At 67.1% G+C, this 19,683-nt stretch carries 24 protein-coding genes and 5 pseudogenes; 19 read left to right on the forward strand and 10 right to left on the reverse strand.

Features of this window, described 5'->3' with window-relative positions; genetic code table 11:
• Positions 1-90: 90 nt before the first annotated feature.
• A pseudogene (locus ACWGJM_RS45320) lies at positions 91-1,050 on the forward strand (IS701 family transposase); the annotation flags it as partial.
• Here ACWGJM_RS45320 and ACWGJM_RS45325 read toward each other — a convergent pair.
• Positions 1,014-1,397, reverse strand: coding sequence for a GNAT family N-acetyltransferase (locus ACWGJM_RS45325; RefSeq protein WP_453417640.1), 384 nt, complete (start codon positions 1,395-1,397; stop codon positions 1,014-1,016). The pseudogene ACWGJM_RS45320 and the gene ACWGJM_RS45325 overlap by 37 nt on opposite strands.
• Positions 1,398-1,462: 65 nt before the next feature.
• Positions 1,463-1,696 (reverse strand): hypothetical protein, encoded by a 234-nt coding sequence (locus ACWGJM_RS45330; protein WP_453417641.1) that lies wholly within the window; start codon positions 1,694-1,696, stop codon positions 1,463-1,465.
• A gap of 121 nt (positions 1,697-1,817) precedes the next feature.
• Here ACWGJM_RS45330 and ACWGJM_RS45335 point away from each other — a divergent pair, with 121 nt between their 5' ends.
• The 3 genes from ACWGJM_RS45335 (at position 1,818) to ACWGJM_RS45345 (ending at position 4,308) form a co-directional block, all read left to right on the forward strand.
• The gene (locus ACWGJM_RS45335) at positions 1,818-2,957 is read left to right on the forward strand and encodes a hypothetical protein (RefSeq protein WP_453417642.1); all 1,140 of its coding nucleotides are present in this window, start codon (positions 1,818-1,820) and stop codon (positions 2,955-2,957) included.
• A gap of 80 nt (positions 2,958-3,037) precedes the next feature.
• Complete coding sequence (locus ACWGJM_RS45340; protein ID WP_453417673.1) at positions 3,038-3,658, forward strand: hypothetical protein; 621 nt, start codon at positions 3,038-3,040, stop codon at positions 3,656-3,658.
• On the forward strand, positions 3,655-4,308 hold the full coding sequence (locus ACWGJM_RS45345; protein ID WP_326741972.1) for a hypothetical protein: 654 nt from the start codon (positions 3,655-3,657) through the stop codon (positions 4,306-4,308). Before ACWGJM_RS45340 ends, ACWGJM_RS45345 begins: the two co-directional genes overlap by 4 nt.
• Positions 4,309-4,459: 151 nt before the next feature.
• On the opposite strand, the gene ACWGJM_RS45350 is transcribed toward ACWGJM_RS45345, so the two are convergent.
• Entirely contained in the window at positions 4,460-4,978 is a 519-nt protein-coding gene (locus tag ACWGJM_RS45350) for a hypothetical protein (protein WP_453417643.1), read from the reverse strand.
• 274 nt (positions 4,979-5,252) lie between these two features.
• On the opposite strand from ACWGJM_RS45350, the gene ACWGJM_RS45355 reads away from it, so the two are divergent.
• From ACWGJM_RS45355 to ACWGJM_RS45380, 6 genes are all read left to right on the forward strand, one after another.
• Complete coding sequence (locus tag ACWGJM_RS45355) at positions 5,253-5,759, forward strand: GGDEF domain-containing protein (protein WP_453417644.1); 507 nt, start codon at positions 5,253-5,255, stop codon at positions 5,757-5,759.
• Positions 5,756-6,067, forward strand: a complete 312-nt coding sequence (locus tag ACWGJM_RS45360; RefSeq protein WP_453417645.1) for a hypothetical protein — start codon at positions 5,756-5,758, stop codon at positions 6,065-6,067. Before ACWGJM_RS45355 ends, ACWGJM_RS45360 begins: the two co-directional genes overlap by 4 nt.
• Before the next feature lie 37 nt (positions 6,068-6,104).
• Complete coding sequence (locus ACWGJM_RS45365; protein WP_453417646.1) at positions 6,105-6,500, forward strand: WhiB family transcriptional regulator; 396 nt, start codon at positions 6,105-6,107, stop codon at positions 6,498-6,500.
• Entirely contained in the window at positions 6,497-6,688 is a 192-nt protein-coding gene (locus tag ACWGJM_RS45370; protein WP_453417647.1) for a hypothetical protein, read from the forward strand. Before ACWGJM_RS45365 ends, ACWGJM_RS45370 begins: the two co-directional genes overlap by 4 nt.
• Entirely contained in the window at positions 6,685-7,176 is a 492-nt protein-coding gene (locus ACWGJM_RS45375) for a hypothetical protein (protein WP_453417648.1), read from the forward strand. Before ACWGJM_RS45370 ends, ACWGJM_RS45375 begins: the two co-directional genes overlap by 4 nt.
• Positions 7,177-7,262: 86 nt before the next feature.
• Positions 7,263-7,610 (forward strand): hypothetical protein, encoded by a 348-nt coding sequence (locus ACWGJM_RS45380; RefSeq protein WP_453417649.1) that lies wholly within the window; start codon positions 7,263-7,265, stop codon positions 7,608-7,610.
• 71 nt (positions 7,611-7,681) lie between these two features.
• Here the strand turns inward: ACWGJM_RS45380 and ACWGJM_RS45385 are convergent, their stop codons facing one another.
• Together ACWGJM_RS45385 and ACWGJM_RS45390 are read right to left on the reverse strand one after the other, a co-directional pair.
• Entirely contained in the window at positions 7,682-8,779 is a 1,098-nt protein-coding gene (locus tag ACWGJM_RS45385) for a ParB/RepB/Spo0J family partition protein (protein WP_453417650.1), read from the reverse strand.
• A complete protein-coding gene (locus tag ACWGJM_RS45390; RefSeq protein WP_453417651.1) occupies positions 8,776-9,852 on the reverse strand; it encodes a ParA family protein in 1,077 nt (358 codons plus the stop codon). Before ACWGJM_RS45390 ends, ACWGJM_RS45385 begins: the two co-directional genes overlap by 4 nt.
• Positions 9,853-10,352: 500 nt before the next feature.
• Here ACWGJM_RS45390 and ACWGJM_RS45395 point away from each other — a divergent pair, with 500 nt between their 5' ends.
• From ACWGJM_RS45395 to ACWGJM_RS45405, 3 genes are all read left to right on the forward strand, one after another.
• Positions 10,353-10,607: a hypothetical protein gene (locus tag ACWGJM_RS45395; protein WP_453417652.1), complete on the forward strand. Its 255-nt coding sequence runs from the start codon at positions 10,353-10,355 to the stop codon at positions 10,605-10,607.
• Between the two features lie 122 nt (positions 10,608-10,729).
• On the forward strand, positions 10,730-11,308 hold the full coding sequence (locus ACWGJM_RS45400; RefSeq protein WP_453417653.1) for a restriction endonuclease: 579 nt from the start codon (positions 10,730-10,732) through the stop codon (positions 11,306-11,308).
• Positions 11,309-11,462: 154 nt separating this feature from the next.
• The gene (locus ACWGJM_RS45405) at positions 11,463-11,675 is read left to right on the forward strand and encodes a hypothetical protein (RefSeq protein ID WP_453417654.1); all 213 of its coding nucleotides are present in this window, start codon (positions 11,463-11,465) and stop codon (positions 11,673-11,675) included.
• A 255-nt stretch (positions 11,676-11,930) separates the two neighbouring features.
• Here the strand turns inward: ACWGJM_RS45405 and ku are convergent.
• A pseudogene (ku, locus tag ACWGJM_RS45410) lies at positions 11,931-12,850 on the reverse strand (non-homologous end joining protein Ku).
• A 56-nt stretch (positions 12,851-12,906) separates the two neighbouring features.
• Between ku and ACWGJM_RS45415 the strand changes: the two are divergent.
• Positions 12,907-13,029 (forward strand): annotated as a pseudogene (locus ACWGJM_RS45415) (IS630 family transposase); the annotation flags it as partial.
• Positions 13,030-13,107: 78 nt separating this feature from the next.
• On the opposite strand, the gene ACWGJM_RS45420 reads toward ACWGJM_RS45415, so the two are convergent.
• The gene (locus tag ACWGJM_RS45420; protein WP_453417655.1) at positions 13,108-13,554 is read right to left on the reverse strand and encodes a hypothetical protein; all 447 of its coding nucleotides are present in this window, start codon (positions 13,552-13,554) and stop codon (positions 13,108-13,110) included.
• Between the two features lie 509 nt (positions 13,555-14,063).
• Entirely contained in the window at positions 14,064-14,450 is a 387-nt protein-coding gene (locus ACWGJM_RS45425) for a DUF6233 domain-containing protein (RefSeq protein ID WP_453417656.1), read from the reverse strand.
• Between the two features lie 128 nt (positions 14,451-14,578).
• Between ACWGJM_RS45425 and ACWGJM_RS45430 the strand changes: the two are divergent.
• The 4 genes and pseudogenes from ACWGJM_RS45430 to ACWGJM_RS45445 form a co-directional block, all read left to right on the forward strand.
• Positions 14,579-15,100, forward strand: a pseudogene (locus ACWGJM_RS45430) (DNA polymerase Y family protein); the annotation flags it as partial.
• A 19-nt stretch (positions 15,101-15,119) separates the two neighbouring features.
• Positions 15,120-16,100, forward strand: coding sequence for a replication initiator (locus ACWGJM_RS45435; RefSeq protein WP_453417657.1), 981 nt, complete (start codon positions 15,120-15,122; stop codon positions 16,098-16,100).
• Positions 16,093-16,278 carry a helix-turn-helix domain-containing protein gene (locus tag ACWGJM_RS45440; protein WP_101280494.1) on the forward strand — a complete coding sequence of 62 codons (186 nt, stop codon included), beginning with the start codon at positions 16,093-16,095 and terminating at the stop codon, positions 16,276-16,278. Before ACWGJM_RS45435 ends, ACWGJM_RS45440 begins: the two co-directional genes overlap by 8 nt.
• Positions 16,275-17,543, forward strand: a complete 1,269-nt coding sequence (locus ACWGJM_RS45445) for a tyrosine-type recombinase/integrase (protein ID WP_453417658.1) — start codon at positions 16,275-16,277, stop codon at positions 17,541-17,543. Before ACWGJM_RS45440 ends, ACWGJM_RS45445 begins: the two co-directional genes overlap by 4 nt.
• A gap of 60 nt (positions 17,544-17,603) precedes the next feature.
• On the opposite strand, the gene ACWGJM_RS45450 is transcribed toward ACWGJM_RS45445, so the two are convergent.
• Positions 17,604-17,843 (reverse strand): hypothetical protein, encoded by a 240-nt coding sequence (locus ACWGJM_RS45450; protein ID WP_453417659.1) that lies wholly within the window; start codon positions 17,841-17,843, stop codon positions 17,604-17,606.
• A gap of 45 nt (positions 17,844-17,888) precedes the next feature.
• Positions 17,889-18,308, reverse strand: a pseudogene (locus tag ACWGJM_RS45455) (colicin D domain-containing protein); the annotation flags it as partial.
• 151 nt (positions 18,309-18,459) lie between these two features.
• On the opposite strand from ACWGJM_RS45455, the gene ACWGJM_RS45460 reads away from it, so the two are divergent.
• Positions 18,460-19,665: an IS256 family transposase gene (locus tag ACWGJM_RS45460; RefSeq protein WP_453417674.1), complete on the forward strand. Its 1,206-nt coding sequence runs from the start codon at positions 18,460-18,462 to the stop codon at positions 19,663-19,665.
• Positions 19,666-19,683: the final 18 nt, after the last annotated feature.

A 19,683-nucleotide genomic window follows, 5' to 3' on the forward strand; every position in this document is an offset into this window, starting at 1 on the left:
GAGCGGCAACGCGGTCTGACAGACGCGGGGTCATATCTCAGACTCCCACCAACACCCCTCTGCCGAGCACTTATTGAAATACGGGCCCCCGGACGCATCGAAAACGCCCAGGTCGGCGTGTTCCTCGCCCTGGCCACCAACCGGGGACGGGCCCTGATCGACCGACGGCTCTACCTCCCCGAACACTCCTGGTCCCGTGATCTGGAACGCCGCAAGGCTGCCGGAATACCCGAGACGGTGCAGTTCGCCACCAAGCCCCGTCTGGCCGGCGAGATGATCGAGGCCGCGCTGGACGCCGGGACCGCCGCGTCCTGGGTGACCGGCGACGAGGCCTACGGCCAGGATCCCCAGCTCCGCGCCACTTTTGAGGCGCGCGGCGTCGGTTATGTCCTGGCCGTCGCCTGCTCGGTGCGGGTGAGGATCAACAACGGCCGCACTCCCGTCCGAGCCGATACCGTCGCCGGCCGCCTGCCCGCCACAGCCTGGCAGCGGCACAGCGCCGGAAACGGCGCGAAAGGCCCACGGTATTACGACTGGGCCTGGATCCACATCGGCACCGGCAACCACCGGCACCTGCTCGTCCGACGCAACCGGTCCACCGACGAACTCGCCTTCTACCTGTGCTGGTCACCCACCGAAGTGCCCCTGTCCGAACTGGTCCGCGTCGCCGGCATCCGCTGGAGCGTCGAGGAGTGCTTCCAGGCCGCAAAGGGCCAGGTCGGACTCGACCACTACCAGGTCAGGCACTGGACCTCATGGCACCGGCACATCACGCTCGCCATGCTCGCCATGCTCGCCCTGGCCTTCCTGACCGCCCTCGCCGCCGACGCGGCCCCCGAACGACCCAGCGACGCGCACGACCCAGCCCACAGCTTCGAGCCGATCACACTGACCGTCCCAGAAATCCGCCACCTACTCGCCGCCGTCTTCCACCCATCCGCCGTGACCACGACCAGACTGCTGCGCTGGTCCGACTGGCGCAGACGCCATCAAGCCACAGCCCGACGCAGCCACTACCGACGACGGACCGCCAGCGAATCCACTGGATAGATCACGAAACCGCACTGGAGTACTAGGCCGTCGTCGAGGTCCAGGCCCCGCAGTGCGATCCGGCCGAGCGCCTGGCCGTCGTCGTGGGTGATCGCCCAGTGGCAGCCTTTCTCACGTTCCCAGTCCTGGCGGTATGTGGCGAACTGTTCCCGGACCTGAATCTCGATGGCGCGCCGACGTGCGTGCCAGCGGCGGATCTCGGGGTCCTGGTAAGCGGAGAGGAATGTGTGCGTCGGCTGGTTCCCAGGGGCGTAACAGTAGATCCCCGGTGGCGGGAAGAACGGGTTAGGGGAGGCGGCGAGGAAGCCGGACGGAATGACGGGCGGCGTCGACAGAGCGCGTGTCATGGACCAGGTCTCTCGGCGGTGACTACGCACGTCAAGGTCGCAAAGCAGCTCTTTATGCGCCTGGTTCAGTAGTTCGGCGAGGTTGGCGGCTCGGCAGCCTCCCCTGCTTCTCCCTGCCATCGGGCCAGTTCGTGCCGGGTGGTGAGGGTGTGGGGGTGGTGGGCGCCCAGCACTCGTGTCCGGTCGTCGAGCAGGCTGGCGAGGGCGATGGCTGCACTCGCTGGGTCCCCTGCTTCTCCCTGCCATCGGGCCAGTTCGTGCCGGGTGGTGAGGGTGCGGGGGTGGTCGGCGCCCAGCACGCTCCGTGGAGCCGATGGGACAGCGGCGCCTCACGCCGCCCGCGGGCAGGAAACGCTCTTCAATCCCCGGCGCGACTGGTCGCCTGTGCTGGCCCGCCTGGGGCGCCGAGGTCCTAGCGAGTTGCCGCTGTCGGAGGAAGCTCGGCGGCTGGTCGAGGAGTTCGACCAGCTCATCCTCGATCGTCGGACGCCTGACTACCGCAAGAACATCCGCACGCTGACCATCCTGGTGCACTGGCTGGGCGCTGAGAACGCCATCCTGGAGCGCGATGTCCACGATTTGGCCAGTTGTTCTGCGACTCTCGCGGCGAAGCCGGTCTGTCAGTTCCTCCGTTCTCATGGTCTGCTCATTGATGATCCGGACCGCCGCCAGGACGTGAATCTCGCGTGGATCCAGGTCGCGATCAGTGTCCTCCCGGACCCGCTCGCCAGCGAGATCCACGCATGGGTGACCCTTCTGCGCAGCCAGGGGCGCCGCGAGGGCGAAGTCCGCGATTACCGCAGCATTCGCCGATACCTCGCCCACATTGAACCCGTCCTCACCACGTGGACAGCCGCCGGCGTGACCACTCTGCGAAAGATCACGACTGACCATATTGAGGCGGTGGTATCCGGCCTGTCAGGACAAGAGCGCCAGCAGCTCGCGGTGAGCCTGCGCAGCCTGTTCAAGGCGCTCAAGCGGGAACGGATGGTTTTCCGGGACCCGACCCGCCAGCTTTCGGTCGGTCACCTGAAGGGACTCCCGAAGTCCATGCGCAGCGATCTACTGGCCGGACTGATGGATCAGGCAAAGTCTCCGCTAAGCCGCCTGGTCATCGCCTTGGTGGCCATTCACGCGCTGCCTGGTGAAGAGCTTCGCACGATTCGGACGAACGACCTCAACCTTGCTCGCGGCACTCTCGAAGTCCGCCGCGGCTTGCTGCGGCACACCCTCTACCTGGAGGAATTTACCCACCGACTCGCCAGCGAGTGGCTCGCCTATCGCCACCACCGCTGGCCGGCATCGGCGAACCCCTACCTTCTCGTCAGCCAGAAGACAGCCCTCGACCCAGATCATCCGGTGGTCAGCAGAACATTGCTTCGCAGAACCCTCCCCAAGAACGTCACACTCGTCGGCCTGCGGCAGGACCGCATGCTCAACGAGGCGTTTGCCACCGGTGATCCCCTCAAGCTGATGCGGCTTTTCGGGATCACCGCGCAGACCGCCATGCGCTATGTCGGTGCCGCCTTCCCGGAGCGCACCGCGAAACTGCCCAGGTAGCGGGCCGCTCCCAGCCCGATGCCAGCTGAAAGCCCGTGGCGGTGTAGCAGTGGGTCCGGCATCATCCCCATGTGATTGTGATGCAACCCGTTCTGGAGATCTCCGCCGCCGCCGACTTCGCGCTCTGGCCGGTTGGCGAGCACGAGTCATATGGCTACCTCGTGCTGAACGGGGAGCTCACTCCGGCGGAGGTCGGCACGGCGGTTATGCGGATCGCCGACTGCAACGGCTTCGAGCCAGGGGAGGAGCACGGGCCGTGCCCGACCGACCCGCTCGGCACATTCCTGCACGGGCTGCTCACCATGCCTGATCTGTTCGCCGCCGGCGGGTTCCGGGTGACCGACACCGCCACCGCCACCATCTTTGTCGATCCGGGCTGCTGCAACGGCCTGGAGACCTGGCGGGACTGGCTGGAGGTGCTCGACGGCACCGGCTGCTCCTACTTCGGCCACGATCCGTCGTCGGTGGCCGAACGCGTTGGCGACATTGTCCGGCTGACGTTCGACGCTTACGGGACGGACGGCGGCCCGGTGATCGAGCTGTCAGTGGGCCAGGCACGCAGGCTCGTCGCGGGCGCCCAGCAGGATTTGCAGGACTTCCTCGGTCTTGCTGGAACCTGGGCTGAACAACACCTGCCGGCACACGCCGCCGCCGTCACTGCCGCCCTGGCACGGGCACTGGACCTGGCGCCCACACAATGACCAGCTTCCTGACCCACCGAGCGCACGTGCACGACGCCCGTCTCCCCCTCCGCCGCCGGCACAGCGCGCTGCGGACCTGCATCACCCTCTTTGCTCCGTACGGCTTCCGGGCGACGTACCACCACCTCACGCTCAGCGCCGCGATCCCCCGGCGGCTGGAGGCGGACCCGGACGCGCTGGTGCGGGCGGTGGAGGAACTGCATGAGGCGCGGGTGCTGTGGCTCGCGCGAGCGGAGGAGTACGCCGCGCAACGCCGGGCGGAGAAGCGGGCGGGGCGGCGGGCTGTAGTGAATCCGCGACCGTGGTGGCTGCGGAGCTGGTGGGAGGGCCCGAACCGCGCCTGGTACGAAGACCCGTTTCGCCATCCGTCGCTGCGGCTGCCTGAGTACGTCCGGCGGCAGAATGCGATTCTGGATGGCGCCGATCTCCCCGGCTGCCCCGCCTGCGGGGACGAGAGACCGCTGGTGTCGAACTCGACCGGGCACGGCTGGGTGGAGCTGTGCCGTGGGTGCGCGTGGGTGCTGGCGCCATGTCCGTGCGGGCAGCGGCACCGGTTCGTCCCGGAGACGCCGTTCAACTGGAAAGGGATCTGGCAGCGGGCGCACATGAGCGATGACGGCATGCCGAACCCACATTGGCCTGCGGGCTAGCCAGCTGGATGCGGCACGGGGGGCTTGAGTCTGGCTGATCAGCTGGGTGGCGCGCGCTCTTCAGATCGTTGCCCGCCGCGCATGTGATCGTTGCCCGGCCCTCCTCGTAGCGAAGAGATGTCACGGACGCTGCTGGGAGGCCGCCAGCTGGTCACCACACGTCGACGGACCAGACGTCGCCCCTCTGATATCCGTCTGGATCTGGGTCGCTTGACCCGTACGGGTCAGGGTCAGCGACGACGTGGATGCGGGCGGCGGACGCGGATACGCGGTAGCAGTCCATGTCACTCGACGTGTTGTGCTTGTCGAGTTCGATCGTGTGGCCCAGGGCCAGGATGGCGGTCTGCAGTTCCTTGAAGGGGACTCTGGGTGCGAATTCCCCGTATTCCCGCGAGAGCGGGGACGGCACGGTGCTCGGGGGCTGGTCGTACAGCAGCCGTTGGATCTTCACGCCGAAGCCGAAGCACGACATCTGCCCTTGCCGCCCTGGCTGGTCCGGCGAGAAGTTGATTTCCACGAGCCCGTAGTCCCGCCGCAGTAGGCCACCACCGGGAACATCGAGGCATGTCGCCCCCAGGGCGGCTTCCCAGGCTTCCGGGTCGGCACCGAGGCCAACTCCCAGGATCTCACCGCAAACGGCGACGTGAGCGTAGAAGTCCAAAGCGGACACCCGCCAACTCCCTCAACTATCCGGACAAGGCACCACTTGCTGATCTCCGCACAGGACAGGCGGACCAGCGCCCAGTGTTCGGTGATCGTACAGAGCAGCCTGTCAGGGCAGTCGCCGGGTGAGTTCGTCGCCGTCGTCGAAGTCGAAGTCCCAGGCGGGATGCGTCTTTCAGATCAGCTGTGGTCTTCCCAATCCTCCTGGCAGAACCGGGCTTCGCTCACCGTGTCCCGTCAGCTAGGCCGGAACCCGCGCGTGGGACCGCCGCAGCCATCAGTTGGCATGCAGGTTCCGGCTTACCAACGTTCAGGATTCCGGGAACCCGCGCGCTTCCGACGCCGACCACTTCAAGGACATCAACGACGGCCTGGGGCACGCGGCTGGGGACGCCGTCCTCGCTGCGTTCGGCGCCCGGCTGGCCGCGTGGGCGGGTCCGGGCGCCGCTGTCGGCCGGCTCGGAGGCGATGAGTTCGCCGTCGTCCTGGAGGTGCGCGCTGATGCCCGCGGCCGCCGCTTCGAGCAGCTGCTCCGCATGCTGCGTGCTCCGGTCATCCTGGACGACGGCCGCACCGTCGACGTCGCCGTCTCGGTCGGCGTCGCGAGCCCCGACGTGGTCGGCAGCCGGGACCTGAGTGTCCTGCAGAGGGCTGCCGACGCCGCGCTGTACGCGGGCAAGCACTCCGGGCACGTCACTGTCGCGACCCCCGCGCACGTCACGGTGCCGACCGTCAACGGCCGCCGGATGGGCCGCCTGGGCACCGGCCTGTGGGGGCGTGCCGCGTGAGGACCGCTGCCCGGCCCGCCGTCGACAAGGGCAGCAAGAAGAAGCCGTTCAATCCGGGCCTGGTCCCGCCGCCCGGCGCGCTCCTGGACTGGGGAGACGGCCGCCACTTCGACCACTGGCAGAACGAGGCCTGCGTGCTGTGTGGCAGGCCCACGCCGTTGCGGTCCCACGCCGGCGAGGCCGTGCACAAGGCCTGCGCAGAGGACTGGATCACCGCCCACCCCGTGGAAGCGCGGCTGGGCCGGTTCGCCTCCGACGCCAAGGCACCGCCCACGAAACGCAAAGACGCCCAGGGCGCCCACGCCTGACTCCCGACGCCTTCGACTCCGCAAGGAGGGCTCATCCATGAGCCGCACCACTCAGCCTCCGGCGGTCCTCGCCGCCGACACCCGGATCCCCTTCCCCCACACTCAGACGCGGCTGGCGTGCCGGAAGGACCCGGGCCTGTTCATCCATGACTACGGCCAGACGACCAGCCCCGATGACATCGCCCGCATCCAACAGGCCAGCGCGGCCTGCCGCCGCTGCCCCATCGCAGAGGAATGCCTCAAGTGGGCGCTCGCCAACCCGAAGATGACCACCTCCGGCATCTGGGCAGCGACCACCGCCCGGCAACGGACCGCGCTACGCCGTCGACTGCGTGAACGGCTCGGCGACAACTGGGTCGACCGCGTCGTCCAAGCCGACCAAGCACGCACCCCGCGCCGCCAGCCCCAGCCGCTGCGGGAGCGTGCCGCATGAGCGCGCGCGACACCGACCGCGCCCTCGCCTACCCGGAGCCGCCGGCCTCCCTGTTCTGGCACCGCCACTGCGCGAAGGCCCGGCCGCTCACGCCCGCCCAGCAGCGGCGTAACCGCGAGCTGCTGGACATCGCCCAACGCGGCCGCCGCCGCACCCACTCCGCCACCACGACCGGAAGGACGTCATGACCACCGTCTCCCGCACCCGCCCGTACGCGCCGGACAGCCCGCTCGCCCTCCTGCTTGAACTCGCTGCCGACGCCACCGGGCCCGACGAGAACGAGCAGCGCCAGGACGCCGAAACCGCTGCTGCCCACCACGTCTACCGCGCCTACGCCGACACCCTCGCCCGGGCGGTCGACGCGCTCGACTGGCAGGGACACCCGGCCGTCACTCTCGCCGACGGCCGCCGGATCGAACCGGCCGCGGTTGCCTGGCTGGACGGTGGGGCATGGCTGCACCACACCCTGAACATCAGTGAGGCCCACGGCGCCAGCGACGTCCTGACCCTGATCGTCCCCTGCACCTGCGGGCGTGGGTACGTCGACATCCTGCTCGACGCGGAGGACGTCCTGATCGAGATCCTCGCGGAACTGGCCCCCACCCACGGGCGCTCCCCGCACTCCGTCACGCCCGTCGACTGCCACAGCGTCCGCGCCGCCCTGGCCCTCCGCTAGCCCACCCCCTTCGGACGGCCACGATGGCCCGTCGGCGTACGGCGGGCCGCACCGATCCCCCACCTCCCCTGACACGAAGGGACCCCATGCACAGCCACACCGGCACCAGCTCCCGCCCACCGATCGTCGTCCTCTGCGGATCCACCCGCTTCTGGAACGAGATCAGCGAGGCCACCCTGTACGAGACGGCCGCCGGCCGGATCGTCCTCGCCCCCGGCTGCAACCTCAAGCAGCCACACCCGCTGTGGGCCACCCCCGACAAGGCCGACCGCATCAAGTGCATGCTGGACACCCTGCACCTACGCAAGATCGACATGGCCGATGACGTCCTGATCGTCAATCCCGGCGGCTACATCGGCGAGAGCACCCGCCGTGAGATCGACTACGCCCGCAGTCTCGGCAAGCCCATCCGCTACACCCACCCTGCATCCTGACGAAAGAGGCCCTGCCACCCGGTTGACGTCGGGTGGCAGGGCCTTTTTGTGTTCCGGGGCTGGTTCTGGCGTTAGGCCAGCTGTTCCTCCTGACGGCTCAGTTCCTGCAGCAGCGCGCTGAACTCTTCGGGGCTGTGCTCCCGGAGCACCCCCATGATCACACGGGCGAACTGGGCGAAAACGGTCGGTTCCATCTTCCGATGCAGATGGTGGGCAAGGAAGGGAGCATCGTCGTACGGCAGCTGACGCGGCTGCGCGCTTGCCTGCTCCGAGGATGCGTTAACCGGGTTAAGGCCCTCGCTCCCAGCCGCCTCCTGCCCCAGGGGCTTAACCGGGTTAAGGCCTGCCGGATCGGGACCCGCGGCAGCCGGAGCATTAACCGGGTTAAGGGACCCGGCAGGACCCGACGCCTGATGCGGCACCTCTGCTTCGGCGGTACCACGCTTCTTGCGCGGGGCCTTAACCCGGTTAAGAGCCTTCTCAGCTTCGGCGTGCTGCTGCTCCTTCGGCAGGCGGCCGATACGCCGCCCGTCCTTCACCTTCAGCTCGCCCGACTCCACCTTCTCCTGGAGGTCCTCGGGCAGTTCGAGCAGCGCAAGACGCTGAGACACCCAGGCGCCGGTCTTCCCCAGGCGCCGTGCGACTTCTTCCTGCGTCCCGTGCTTGGCCAGGAGCTGTTGTATGGCTCGGGCCTGGTCGATCGGCGGCACGTCCACCCGGTGAACGTTGGCGATCAGCGCCGATTCCAGGATGTCGGCGGCACTCGCAGCGAGATCGTCGTTTACATCGATCCGTAGTTCCGCGAGGTCGGCCAAGCCAGCCGCCGCCAGACGCCGGTTGCCGTCGATGACGACGTACTCCGCTTCCCCGAGCGCTTCCTCCTGCCCCGGGTGGGCATTGAGGAAGGCGGCACGCCGAGCCACAGTGACAGGCTGGATCTGCCCCTTGGCCCGCAGAGAGTCCGCGGTCTCCTCAATGTCGGTGAGCTCTTCGCGCGGGTTGAAAGGGTTGTGGGCCAGCAGCCTCAGCTCCACCTTGGCGGGAGGCCGCTTGCCCTCACCATTCATGATCTGCTGGCGCGTCCGGACACGACGCGGCGACGGCTTCGTGCCGCTTTCCTCCTCGTCCATGCTGAAACCGCGGGTGACCCGCTGCGGAGGGGGCGTCATACGGCAAGCTCCTTCGCCAATTCGCGCATCACCTGCGCGTGCTCACTGTCGGGGGCGTACTCCAGCAGCGGGATCTCACCGTCTGCCGCCTCCCGGCCTTCCTTCAGGTCACCGATCACCGCGATGACGGCCGGCGAGCTGCTCTTCTCCCACTCGTCCCGGTTCTCCTTCACAAGCTTTCCGCGGCGACTGTCGTAGGCGTTGATGATCAAACCGAGGTAGTCGATCTGGATCCGGCCCTTCCTGCGAAGGTCGTCCATCTGCGACTTCAGGAGACGGAACGCCCGGTGTGAGGCTTTGTTCGCCCAAACCGGTGTGATGACGCCGGAGCGGTCGGCGAGCTCGCCCTCACGCCGGCGTACGTAGTACAGAGCGGTGTCCATGTTCAGGCCCAAGCTGGGCGGCCCGTCGATAACGATGACGTCGTAGTCCGCTTCCAGCGGCTCAAGAGCCCGTTCCAGAGCAGCTTCGCTGAAGCTCACCTTGGACAGGGCGACATCGCGCAGGAACGCGTCGTCAGACGCAGGCAACAGATGGAGCCGCTCTCCGAACCGCTCGCCGTCGAGGGCCACGAGCAGGTCGTGTATGTCGCCCTTGGCGGTGCCCTCCATGTGCATCATCAGGGTCTCGACATCGTCCTCGTACATGAGGTCTTCGAAGCCGAGCTCGGCCGTCAGGTGCCCTTGCGGGTCGTAGTCGACGAGCAGCACGCGATGGCCGGCTTCCGCGAGGGCCTGGGCGACCCCGGACGAGATGAAGGTCTTGCCGACGCCGCCCTTCTGGTTGGCCACTATCACCCGCACCACTGGCTGAGACACCAACGGGGCGGAAGGCGAAGGATGGTTGTCGAGCCACAGAGTCAGGGCCTGTGCCAGCCCCTGTACATAGGTGACGCCCCGCTCCGAGCACGCCCTCTTGAACTTGTCAGGCTCGCCCAGCGGGAGGAACGTCCCCCACGTCTTGGCGCCGTCGGTCTTCACCTCAGGGAGACCGTCTGCTTCGTACCAGGCCTTGATGGCATGTTCAGCCGCGTCCTGGATGTCCATTCCGTGCTCAAAGGCGCGGATCTTCAAGTGCCTGCGCAGCCTGGGAGCGAGAGCGGTAATTAGCTTCTCTCGCTCCCCCCGAGGGCTAGGAGTGCTCATGAGGCCGAACATTACTAGGCACCTGCCTCTGTGCGGCAGTGAACCCACCGTCTCTCCTCGGCCTTGACCAAAGCGAAACACCAGCACAGCAGTCCACGGGACAGCCGAAGCGCCCCCAGCCCGTCATCAACTAGCGGCGCAGACACAGCTCGACAAGCAGAGAACATCCGTCCGACCGAAACCGGACACCACGAGATGCTCATCACGCGCAACCAGTGTCCTGAACTGGCACTATGCGACATCGGGCTTCGCCTCGAAGGTGATCGTTTGTCAGTGCCTGCCGTCAGCATGTGGCTACGCAGGGACTGGATGCTTCGGGGGAGGATCACATGCCGTTCGTACGCCCCTACGTACGTTCCGATGGGACACCGGTTCGGGGGCACTCCCGGTGGGCGCCGGGGGCACGCCGGGAGTTAACCATCCTGGCGGTGGCCGCCCTGGCTGTCGTCGGCTTTGGGCACAACAACGCCCAAGCAGACAGGCCCACAAGTCCACGACCGGGATCGACAGGGCGGTACCCGATCCGCTTCGATCAGCTCACTGGCAACAGGCCCAAAGCCGTGGTGCCGCAGCCCACCGTGTCCTACCCGATCAAGTTCAAGACGCCCAAGGCGAAGCCGGCAACGCCCAGGCCCACGGTGTCGTATCCGATCGACTTCTCCACGATGGGCGGTGGCCGGTGACCCGACGCCCGCCCGCACGTCGGCGACCGTCCCGACGTCCCAGCCGCAGGCGCCGGCGGCAACAGGACGCCCAACTGGTCACCATCGGCGTCGCCGCTGTCGCAGCCGTCACTTTGACCGTCATGGTGGTCAACTGGCTGCTCGCGCACTGGTGGATCCTCCTCATCGCTGCCCTGATCGCGCTGCTGGGCGGCGTGGGATGGTGGCAGCAGCGGTCACAGCGCGCCCAGTGGCAGCAAGCCCAGGCACGCGCACTGCGCTACCGGATTGCTCAGATGGACGCACTCACCCACCGACAGTTCGAGCACGCGATCAGGGACCTGATGCACCGCGATGGATGCGCAGACGCCATCCAAGTCGGAGGCCAGGGCGATCTCGGCGCTGACGTGAAGGCCACCGACCCCTTCGGCCGACGCTGGGTGATCCAGTGCAAGCACCGCAAGAACGGGGACCGAGGAGCCGCCGTGGGCACCCCCGACCTGCAGGTACTCAACGGCACCGGCCGTCCCGTCCACAAAGGCGACGTCGTCGTCATGGTCACCAACGGCAGAATCACCCAGCCCGGCCGTACCTTTGCCCAGCAGCAACGGCTCCACCTTGTTGACCGCCGGGTCCTCGCAGAATGGGCGGCCGGCTCACGTCCCCTGTGGGAACTTCTGCGAGCGGTACCCCCGCCGCGGCAGCCGGCAGCTCAGTCCTAGCCGGGTATGCCCCGTATGGCCTGGCCGCGTATCCGAGTGATCCAGCCTCAGGGAAGCGTTTTGTTGCCAACCAGCGCCAACTGAGCTGCCCGCGGCAGGGGTTTCTGGCTACATCAGAAGGCTGGGAGGTTGTCTGAGGGGGAGGACTGGCCGCGTGGTGCTGTCGATCAACGTCGCGTTTCTGCTGGCGGTCATCATCTACTTCCGGCTGCGCCGCCGGACCCAAGCCCGCAGCCGCAACGACGAGCTGCTGACGGTAGTCATCGTCATGGCCTTCGGAGTTCTCATAGCTCCCACGGCCTTCGGACAGGGGGTGCTCCACACCGTGGGGCAGCTTGCGGAGGGGATCACCCGGTCAGGCCATTGAGCGCCGGAGTCGGCCCTCCCGGGGGCGTTGAGCCGGGTGGCATCGTCGGGTGCGGTTCAGTACGGCGACGGCTCCGGCTCGCCAGAAGGATGCCTGCTCCGATGAGTCCGGCAGCAAGTGCCGGTGTGTCTGCACTGTCGTCTGGACACTGAGCTGGGCTACACGGACGGCCCGACGCTAAGCTCCCGGGCGCGGCAGGTGCGTCATCTGACATCTTCCGGGGTGCGTGGGCGATAGCCCTACGCCTGCCGCACCTCAAGCACTCTGCGGGCGGCGACCCGGCGTCTTCTTCGCGGTGGCCTTCTTCGCCGCAGTCTTCTTGGCTGGCTGCTTCTTCGCCGCAGTCTTTTTCGGCTTCGGCAGCTCGTGCACGTCCGCTTCCTCAGCCGGTTCACCGCGGGAGGCCTTGGCCTGCTGCACGGACGCGTTCAGCGCGGCCATCAGATCGAGCACCTGGGCCGGCTGCTCCGGCTCCGGCGTCTCGGGCAGTGGCCTGTCCTCCCGCTTGGCTTCGATGATCCGGGCGATCGCCTCGGTGTACTCGTCGCGGAACTCCGGGCCCTCGAGGTCCTCGCGGGTCATGGTGTTCATGAGGGCGAGCGCGCCTTCGATCTCCTCGTCGGTCACCGTGACGGATGGCGGGAGCAGCTCGGCGGGTCGCGGATCTCGTCCTGCCAGCGCATCGCGTGGAGGACGAGAACGTCGTCCCGCACCCGCAGCAGGCCGAGGCGCTCCCTGCCGCTCCAGGCGTACTTCGCGACGGCCACCTTGCTGGAGCGGCCGAGGGCCTGCACGAGCAGCTTGTACGGCTTGGCCGCGACCTGGCCGGCGGGCTGCAGGTAGTAGCCCTCGGCGATCCGGATGGGGTCGATGGACTCCAGCGGTACGAACGCGTCGATCTCGATCGCTTTCGCGGTGGGGAGCGGAAGCTGGCTCAGCTCCTCGTCCGTGATCGGAATGACCTGTGTCTTGGTCAGCTCGTAGCCTTTGCCGATCTCGCTCTGGTTGACCTCGCGCTCCTCGATCTCGCACACCTTTCGGACCCGGACCCGGCCCATGTCCTCGAGGTGGTATTGGTGGAAGGGGATGCTGTGGTCCTCGGTCGCGCTGACCACATTGATCGGCACGGTGACCAAACCGAACGAGATGGCACCTGCCCAAATGGTCCGGGGCATGGCAGACCTCCGCAGTAGCCCCGAGCATCACCAGCCTATGAGCGGTTCCCCCGCCCCGCATGCGCGCTCCCAACGCCCGCCACGGCGACGTCCTGGCCGCCGAACGCAAGGAACGCGCCCGCATCCGCAGTGAGAAGGGCATCCGCTGGGGCGGACGCCCCCTCGTCACCGCGGCCTGAGCGACCCGGCGAACCTATGCGGTCAGAGCATTAGCATCCCCTGTCATGAGCGATTCGGAGGATGTCCTTCACTGGCGCTCACTGCAGTGGGCTCACCAAGCGCGCCACGACTCCAGTGCGTCCCTCGCCGTTGCTGAGAATGAAAGCTTTGCCCTCCCCGCTGTAGCGCCCGTGGAGCGTCACCTTCTCCCCGGACTTGAAGGTGGCCATGGTCGTCTGCCCGGTGGTGGCCTGGACCAACTCAGCTTCCGGGCCCTGGATACCGGTCGTTGCCTGACTGCCGTCGATGAGCACGCCGTCCCTGCACAACCACGTGTGAATCCACAGTGCCCGCTTCGCAGTCGGCTTGAACGAGGAGCGGGCGTGATAGGTGAGCTCCCACACGCCGGGGGTGGGGATCTGGAGCGACGCAACCTTGGAGATCCGAGCGTCGCTGCCGGTGAGGGTGTGCTGGAAGGAGAGCGGACTGGTCTGTACCCATTGCGAGCCGCCCTGTACGGAGGTCGCGGTGCTTGTTGCTGTCATAGCTGGAAGGCTAGCCGTGACAACAGGGCGTAATGGGGACATTTCTGATAATTGCATCGTTCGAGTAACAAAAGGAACTGGCTGGTCAGGGAGTTAATCCATATGCACTGGGGATCCCGAGGTCCTGGACGAGCCGTCGACTCACATGCGGGAGACTCGAGCCGATCCTGGGCGACCGCGAACACTCCCTGAGCAATCGCACAGCGGCGGGACAACACCAACCCGGTGAACCTATGCGGTCAGAGCACTAGCAGCGGCGGGGTGAAGACGGAATGGCGGGTCTCCGCCCGGGATCCCCGGGGCTGGGACGGAGACCCGCGTGTGTCGGGCTGTCGGCCCAGTGTCGTGGGGCGGGAATGCTTCCTGGGTGCGGGTGGTTGTGAGAGACGTGGTTGTGAAGGGGACAGTGTCCCCGGGCCTCATCTATTGCCTGCAGGGACGATCGTTCGGCTGAAGCCCTGCAGATCCTTTCGCCGCGTAGGCGACCGCCCTTCACGATCACACTCTTTTCAGGATCGGCCCCGGACAGTGCACGCTGTCCGGGGCCGATCTTTTTCTAAGTCGAGGATGCCGAGACCCGCGTCGGGTCGGCAGTGAGTGCAGGCGCTGGTGCCGTGCGCCAGCAGACGGCGGGCTTCGTCTTGCTCGACGGGCCGGCGTCGTTTGCCTGCCATGTAGCAGGTGCCCCGGTGGATTTGCACCGGTGGTCGGCCGACACCGATGCCGAGTTCGACGATCCACTCGGGCGGCTTGGGCTTCGCCCGTCGGCCGTGGTCCTGCTCGGCCTGCCGTTTGAGAAGCAGTTCGATCTTGCGGTCGATGCGGGCCAGCCACATCGCATGCCACACCCGCAAGGTGCTCAGCCGCTCCAGGTCCGGCGGCAGATCATCGAACATGTTATCGATTCTAGTCCCAAGATCGAGTATCGTCGTACTCGCGTGTTCGATTTTTCGTTCGATAACGTGGAGGACGGGAGGTGACCACGGTGAACAACGAAACGACGCAGGTCGCGCAGCCGACAGTCATGCATGTGCGCTGCCCGGACCGCCTGCCGGAGGAGCTCTACCGGCAGGTGCTGGAGTTGCTGGCCGACCTCTCCCCGGTCGTTCAAGCCCTGCCACCGACCTGCGCACTGGTCGAACTCAAAGGAGCCTTGCGCTACCACGGAACCGACGCGGCCCACCTGGGAGAGACGCTCAGGGTCAGGTCCATCTCCCGCCTCGGCGTCGACGTCCGCGTCGGCATCGGCCCCACGATCACGGTTGCCACGACCGCCTCCGGCCAGATCACCGGACCGGGAGGCGTCCTCGCCATCACCCCCGACGAGGTCGCCGACTGGCTCGGGCCGCTCCCCGTGGAGACCCTGCACGGCATCGGACCGCGCCAGGCCGCCATCCTGCGCGACTACGGCATCCACTGCGTCCGGCTGCTCGCCGGCATCTCACCAGCAACCGTGCAGCGCCTGCTCGGCAAGAAGGCCAGCCGCCTCGCCGCCGACCGCGCCCGTGGCATCGACCCGCGCCCCGTCGTCCCACGCGGCTCCCCGCGGGTGCGGGGAGCAGGGGGTGTTCGCCAGGCTCACCGCCCCGTCGTACGGGCCGGTCCACGGCCGACGCACCGGCGGCTCCGCCCGCTGCCGATGCGGACGCACCCACACCAAGGGAGACCCGTTCCTCGGTACACCGCTCGCCCCGGACCGGTACGACTACACGGGCGCCGTGCTGTGGAACGCCTACGCCCCGACCTTGTGGGCCCGCTTCATTCTCCACCTGCGCCGCACCATCGCCGCCATGGCGGGTGTCCCGCAGCGCCTGCTGCACAAGTCCGTCCGCGTTTCGTACGCCAAGGTCGCCGAGTACCAGCAGCGCGGGCTGGTCCACTTCCACGCCGTGATCCGCCTCGATGGCCCCGCAGGCCCCTGCACCCCACCACCTGCATGGGCCACACCCGAACTCCTCGCCGACGCCATCCGGCTCGCGGCCACCCGCGCCCACGTCGATGGGCCGGAGATCAACGGCCGCGCCCGCTCCTTCGCCTTCGGCGAGCAGATCGACGTCCGAGTCATCCGGTCAACGGCCTTCGAGGGCGGAACCGCGATCACCGAGGGCAAGGTCGCGGGGTACGTCGCCAAGTACGCCACCAAGGGCACCGAAGCCGCGACCGGCACCCTCGACCACCGGCTGAAGAGGATCACCGAACTCTGGTTTGAGTCCGTACCCGAGCACGCGGCCCGCATGATCCGCACCGCATGGACTCTCGGCGCCCGCGACGACCGCAAGCACCTGAACCTGCGCAAGTGGGCACACATGCTCGGCTTCCGCGGCCACTTCTCCACCAAGACCCGCGCCTACTCCACCACCCTCGGTGCCCTCCGGGCCGCCCGCGCCGCTTGGCACCGCCGCCACACCCCTCCGCCGTCACCGACCACCCTCGTCCTCACCCACTGGGCCTACGACGGCACAGGCCTCACACCCGACCTCGAACGCCTCGCCACCCTCATCGACGGCGGCCCGACGCGCGAACAGGAGATGACAGCCGGTGCGTGACGACGAACTCCTCACCGTGCCCGAGGCGATGGCTCGCCTCAAGATCGGCCGCTCCGCCCTCTACGACCTGCTGCGCACCCGCCGCCTGGCCTCCCTGACCATCGGCCGCGCCCGCCGCATCCCCGCCCACGCCCTGGACGACTACGTCCAGCGCCACCTGGAAGAGGCCGCCCGATGACCGCCCCCAAGCGCAAGAAGGCCCGCGCCAACGGCGAGGGCACCATCTACCAGCGCAAGGACGGCCGTTGGGAAGCCGCCGGCTACGTCCTCGCCGCCGACGGCACCCGCAAACGCGTCCGCGTCTACGGCACCACCCGCAGAGAGACTGCCGACAAACTCGCCGAGAAGATCGCCGACAGCAACCGCGGACTGCCCGTCGCCACCGCCGACAGCACCGTCGGCGACTACCTCACCTACTGGCTGAACAGCGTCGCCGTCCACCGGCTCCGCGAGAACACCCACACCCGCTACGCCACCTGCATCCGCATCCACCTCATCCCCGGCCTCGGCACCAAGAAGATCGCCCGCCTCACCGCCAAGGACGTACGCACCTTCCTCGACCGCCTCCGCACCACCTGCCAGTGCTGCACCCAAAGCCTGGACACGAAACGGAAGAGGTGCTGTGCGATCGGCGAGTGCTGCAAGAAACGGCTGTCCCCCTCGACCGTGACCTACGTGCACTCGGTCCTCAAGTCCGCGCTGGAACACGCCGTCCGCGAAGACGAACTGCCCCGCAACGTCGCCCGGAACGTCAAGACCGCCGCACCCCGGCCCAAGCGCTTCCGGCCCCTCACGGCGGCTGAGGCCCGACAGTTCCTCGACGCTGCCCAGGCCGACCGGCTCCACGCGTTGTACGAATTCGCCCTGCGCACCGGCCTCCACAAAGGCGAACTCCTCGGCCTCCACTGGGAAGATCTCGACCTCAACAGCGGCACCGCCACCATCCGCCACTCCCTCCAGCGCACCCGCACCGGCGGCCTCACCCGCCTGCCCACCAAGACCCGCGCGTCCGAACGCCGCATCGCCCTTCCCACCGAATGCCTCCACTCCCTCAAGGGGCACAACGAGCGACAGGACAAGGAACGAGAGACCGCAGGGGCAACCTGGAGAGAGAGCGGCCTCGTCTTCACCACACCGACCGGACGGCCCCTCGACCCGGCCAACCTCACCCGCCGCTTCCGCACCTTCCTCGACCGAGCCGGGCTCCGACGCATCCGCTTCCACGACCTCCGCCACTCGACGGCGACGCTACTCCTGGAACAGGGCGTCGACCTCGTCGTGATCAAGGAGCTGTTGGGCCACGCCCACATCGGCGTCACCGCGGGCGTCTATGCCCACGTACGCCTCCGCCTCCAACGCCAAGCCATCAGTCGGCTCGCCACCGCGCTCATGGAAGAGGGCGATGGCCCGGAAGAGCCACCGCCCCCATCATCCGTCCGCTGACGTTGCCGTCACCGTTGCCGTCATGGCCCGAGATCAGGCCATGACGGCACGTGCGTCAATTCACCGCTCACCAAATTCCCCAAGCTCGCTAATTAGCCGCTGCCGGGCAGCAGCCAACTGTTCAGAGTATGAGGAATCGAAGATCGATGACAACTGCGTCTCCAGCGACCCGCTGATTCTGAACAGAGCAGACCAAACAGCGCGATCGTCGACGAGCGCCGAGAAATCCTCTCGATGCATAACGCGGTTCATCCAGTCGGATAGGACGAGCGCTTGATCGTTCGTCAATTCAATGTTCACGGAGATCTCTCTTCGGATCGCAGCTCTCACGTCGGCGGCCTATCACTACAGCTTCCCATCCCGCAGCAGGTAGGTTAGCTGATCACCTGAGGATCGCCACCCGCCAAGGTACTCCCCGACATTCGGACCGTTCGCGGCGAATGACGCATGGAGACCCGTGTCGTCCACGTAGTGGATGGCAGCCTGCCCCCTATACGTACCCTGGATCTGCCGCGTCCCTGGATTCTTCACGAACTGCTCAATGGCTCGAATGAACGCTTGCCCGTTCGCCTTGTTGTAAGGCCCCTTTACGCCGAAGTCCTCAGCGTGCATAACGCCCTGGTCGCTCGTTCGCATGTAGTGATGTGGAAGTTTGTCGGACGACATCCAATTCGTTCCACATCCGGGCCCACTGTTATGCACCAGCACCGGCGTAGCCCCCGCCAGCACATAGTACGTATGGAGGTGTTGGACGGTGAGGTTCCAGCGGTTGGGAGTGTAAATCTAACGGCGGATCCGACGATCATGGGAGAGACGTCAAGTGACTTACACCGCCGTGGAGTTGGAGACCGTGGAGCCTGTCGAGAGTGCCCGGTCCGGACAGACTGCGCCCGTGTCCGACGAGCAACTGGTCGTGATGCTGGTGGAGCGGGCCCGGTCGGAGGGGCTGCGGCTGACCGGACAGGGTGGGCTGCTGCAGCAGCTGACCAAGCGGGTCTTGGAATCTGCCCTGGAAGGCGAGATCACCGACCACCTCGGTTATGAGAAGCATGATCCGGCAGGGAAGAACAACGGCAACAGCCGCAACGGCACCCGCGCCAAGACCGTGCTGACCGACGTCGGGCCGGTGGAAGTGAAGGTGCCGCGTGACACTGCCGGCAGCTTCGAGCCGCAGATCGTCAAGAAGCGGCAGCGGCGTCTCACGGGCGTCGACGAGATGGTGCTGTCATTGTCCGCGAAGGGCCTTACCCACGGGGAGATATCGGCTCATCTCGCCGAGGTGTACGGCGCCGAGGTGTCCAAGCAGACCGTCTCCACCATCACCGACAAAGTGCTGGAGGGCATGGCCGAGTGGCAGAACCGGCCGCTCGACCGCGTCTATCCGGTCCTGTTCGTGGACGCCATCAACGTCAAGATCAGGGACGGGCAGGTCGCGAACCGTCCGGTTTACGTCGTGATGGCGGTAACTGTTGACGGCACCCGCGACATCCTCGGCATCTGGGCCGGCGACGGCGGCGAGGGTGCCAAGTACTGGCTGCACGTGTTCACCGAGCTGAAGAACCGCGGCCTGGACGATGTGCTGATGCTGGTCTGCGATGGGCTCAAGGGCCTTCCCGAGGCCGTGGAGACCGTCTGGCCTCGCACGATTGTCCAGACGTGTGTGGTTCACCTGCTGCGGAACTCATTCCGATACGCCGCCCGTCAGGACTGGGACAAGGTCGCCAAGGCCCTCAAGCCCGTCTACACCGCACCCAGCGAGGACGCGGCGACTGAGAGGTTCTTGGAGTTCCAGGAAGGGTGGGGCCAGAAGTATCCGGCGATCGTGAAGCTGTGGTCGGACGCCTGGGCCGAGTTCGTGCCGTTCCTCTCCTTCGATGTCGAGATCCGCAAGGTCATCTGCAGCACGAACGCGATCGAGAGCGTCAACGCCCGCATCCGCAAGGCCGTCCGTGCCCGCGGGCACTTCCCCAACGAAGCCGCCGCCCTCAAGTGCATCTACATGGCGCTGATGAGCCTGGACCCGACAGGGAAGGGCCGCAAGCGGTGGACCATGCGCTGGAAAGCACCCCTGAACGCGTTCCAGATCGCTTTCGAGGGCCGCCTGACCCCGAGCAACAACTGACCATTCAACAACCAAGAT

Source organism: Streptomyces sp. NPDC054834, from assembly GCF_053611185.1.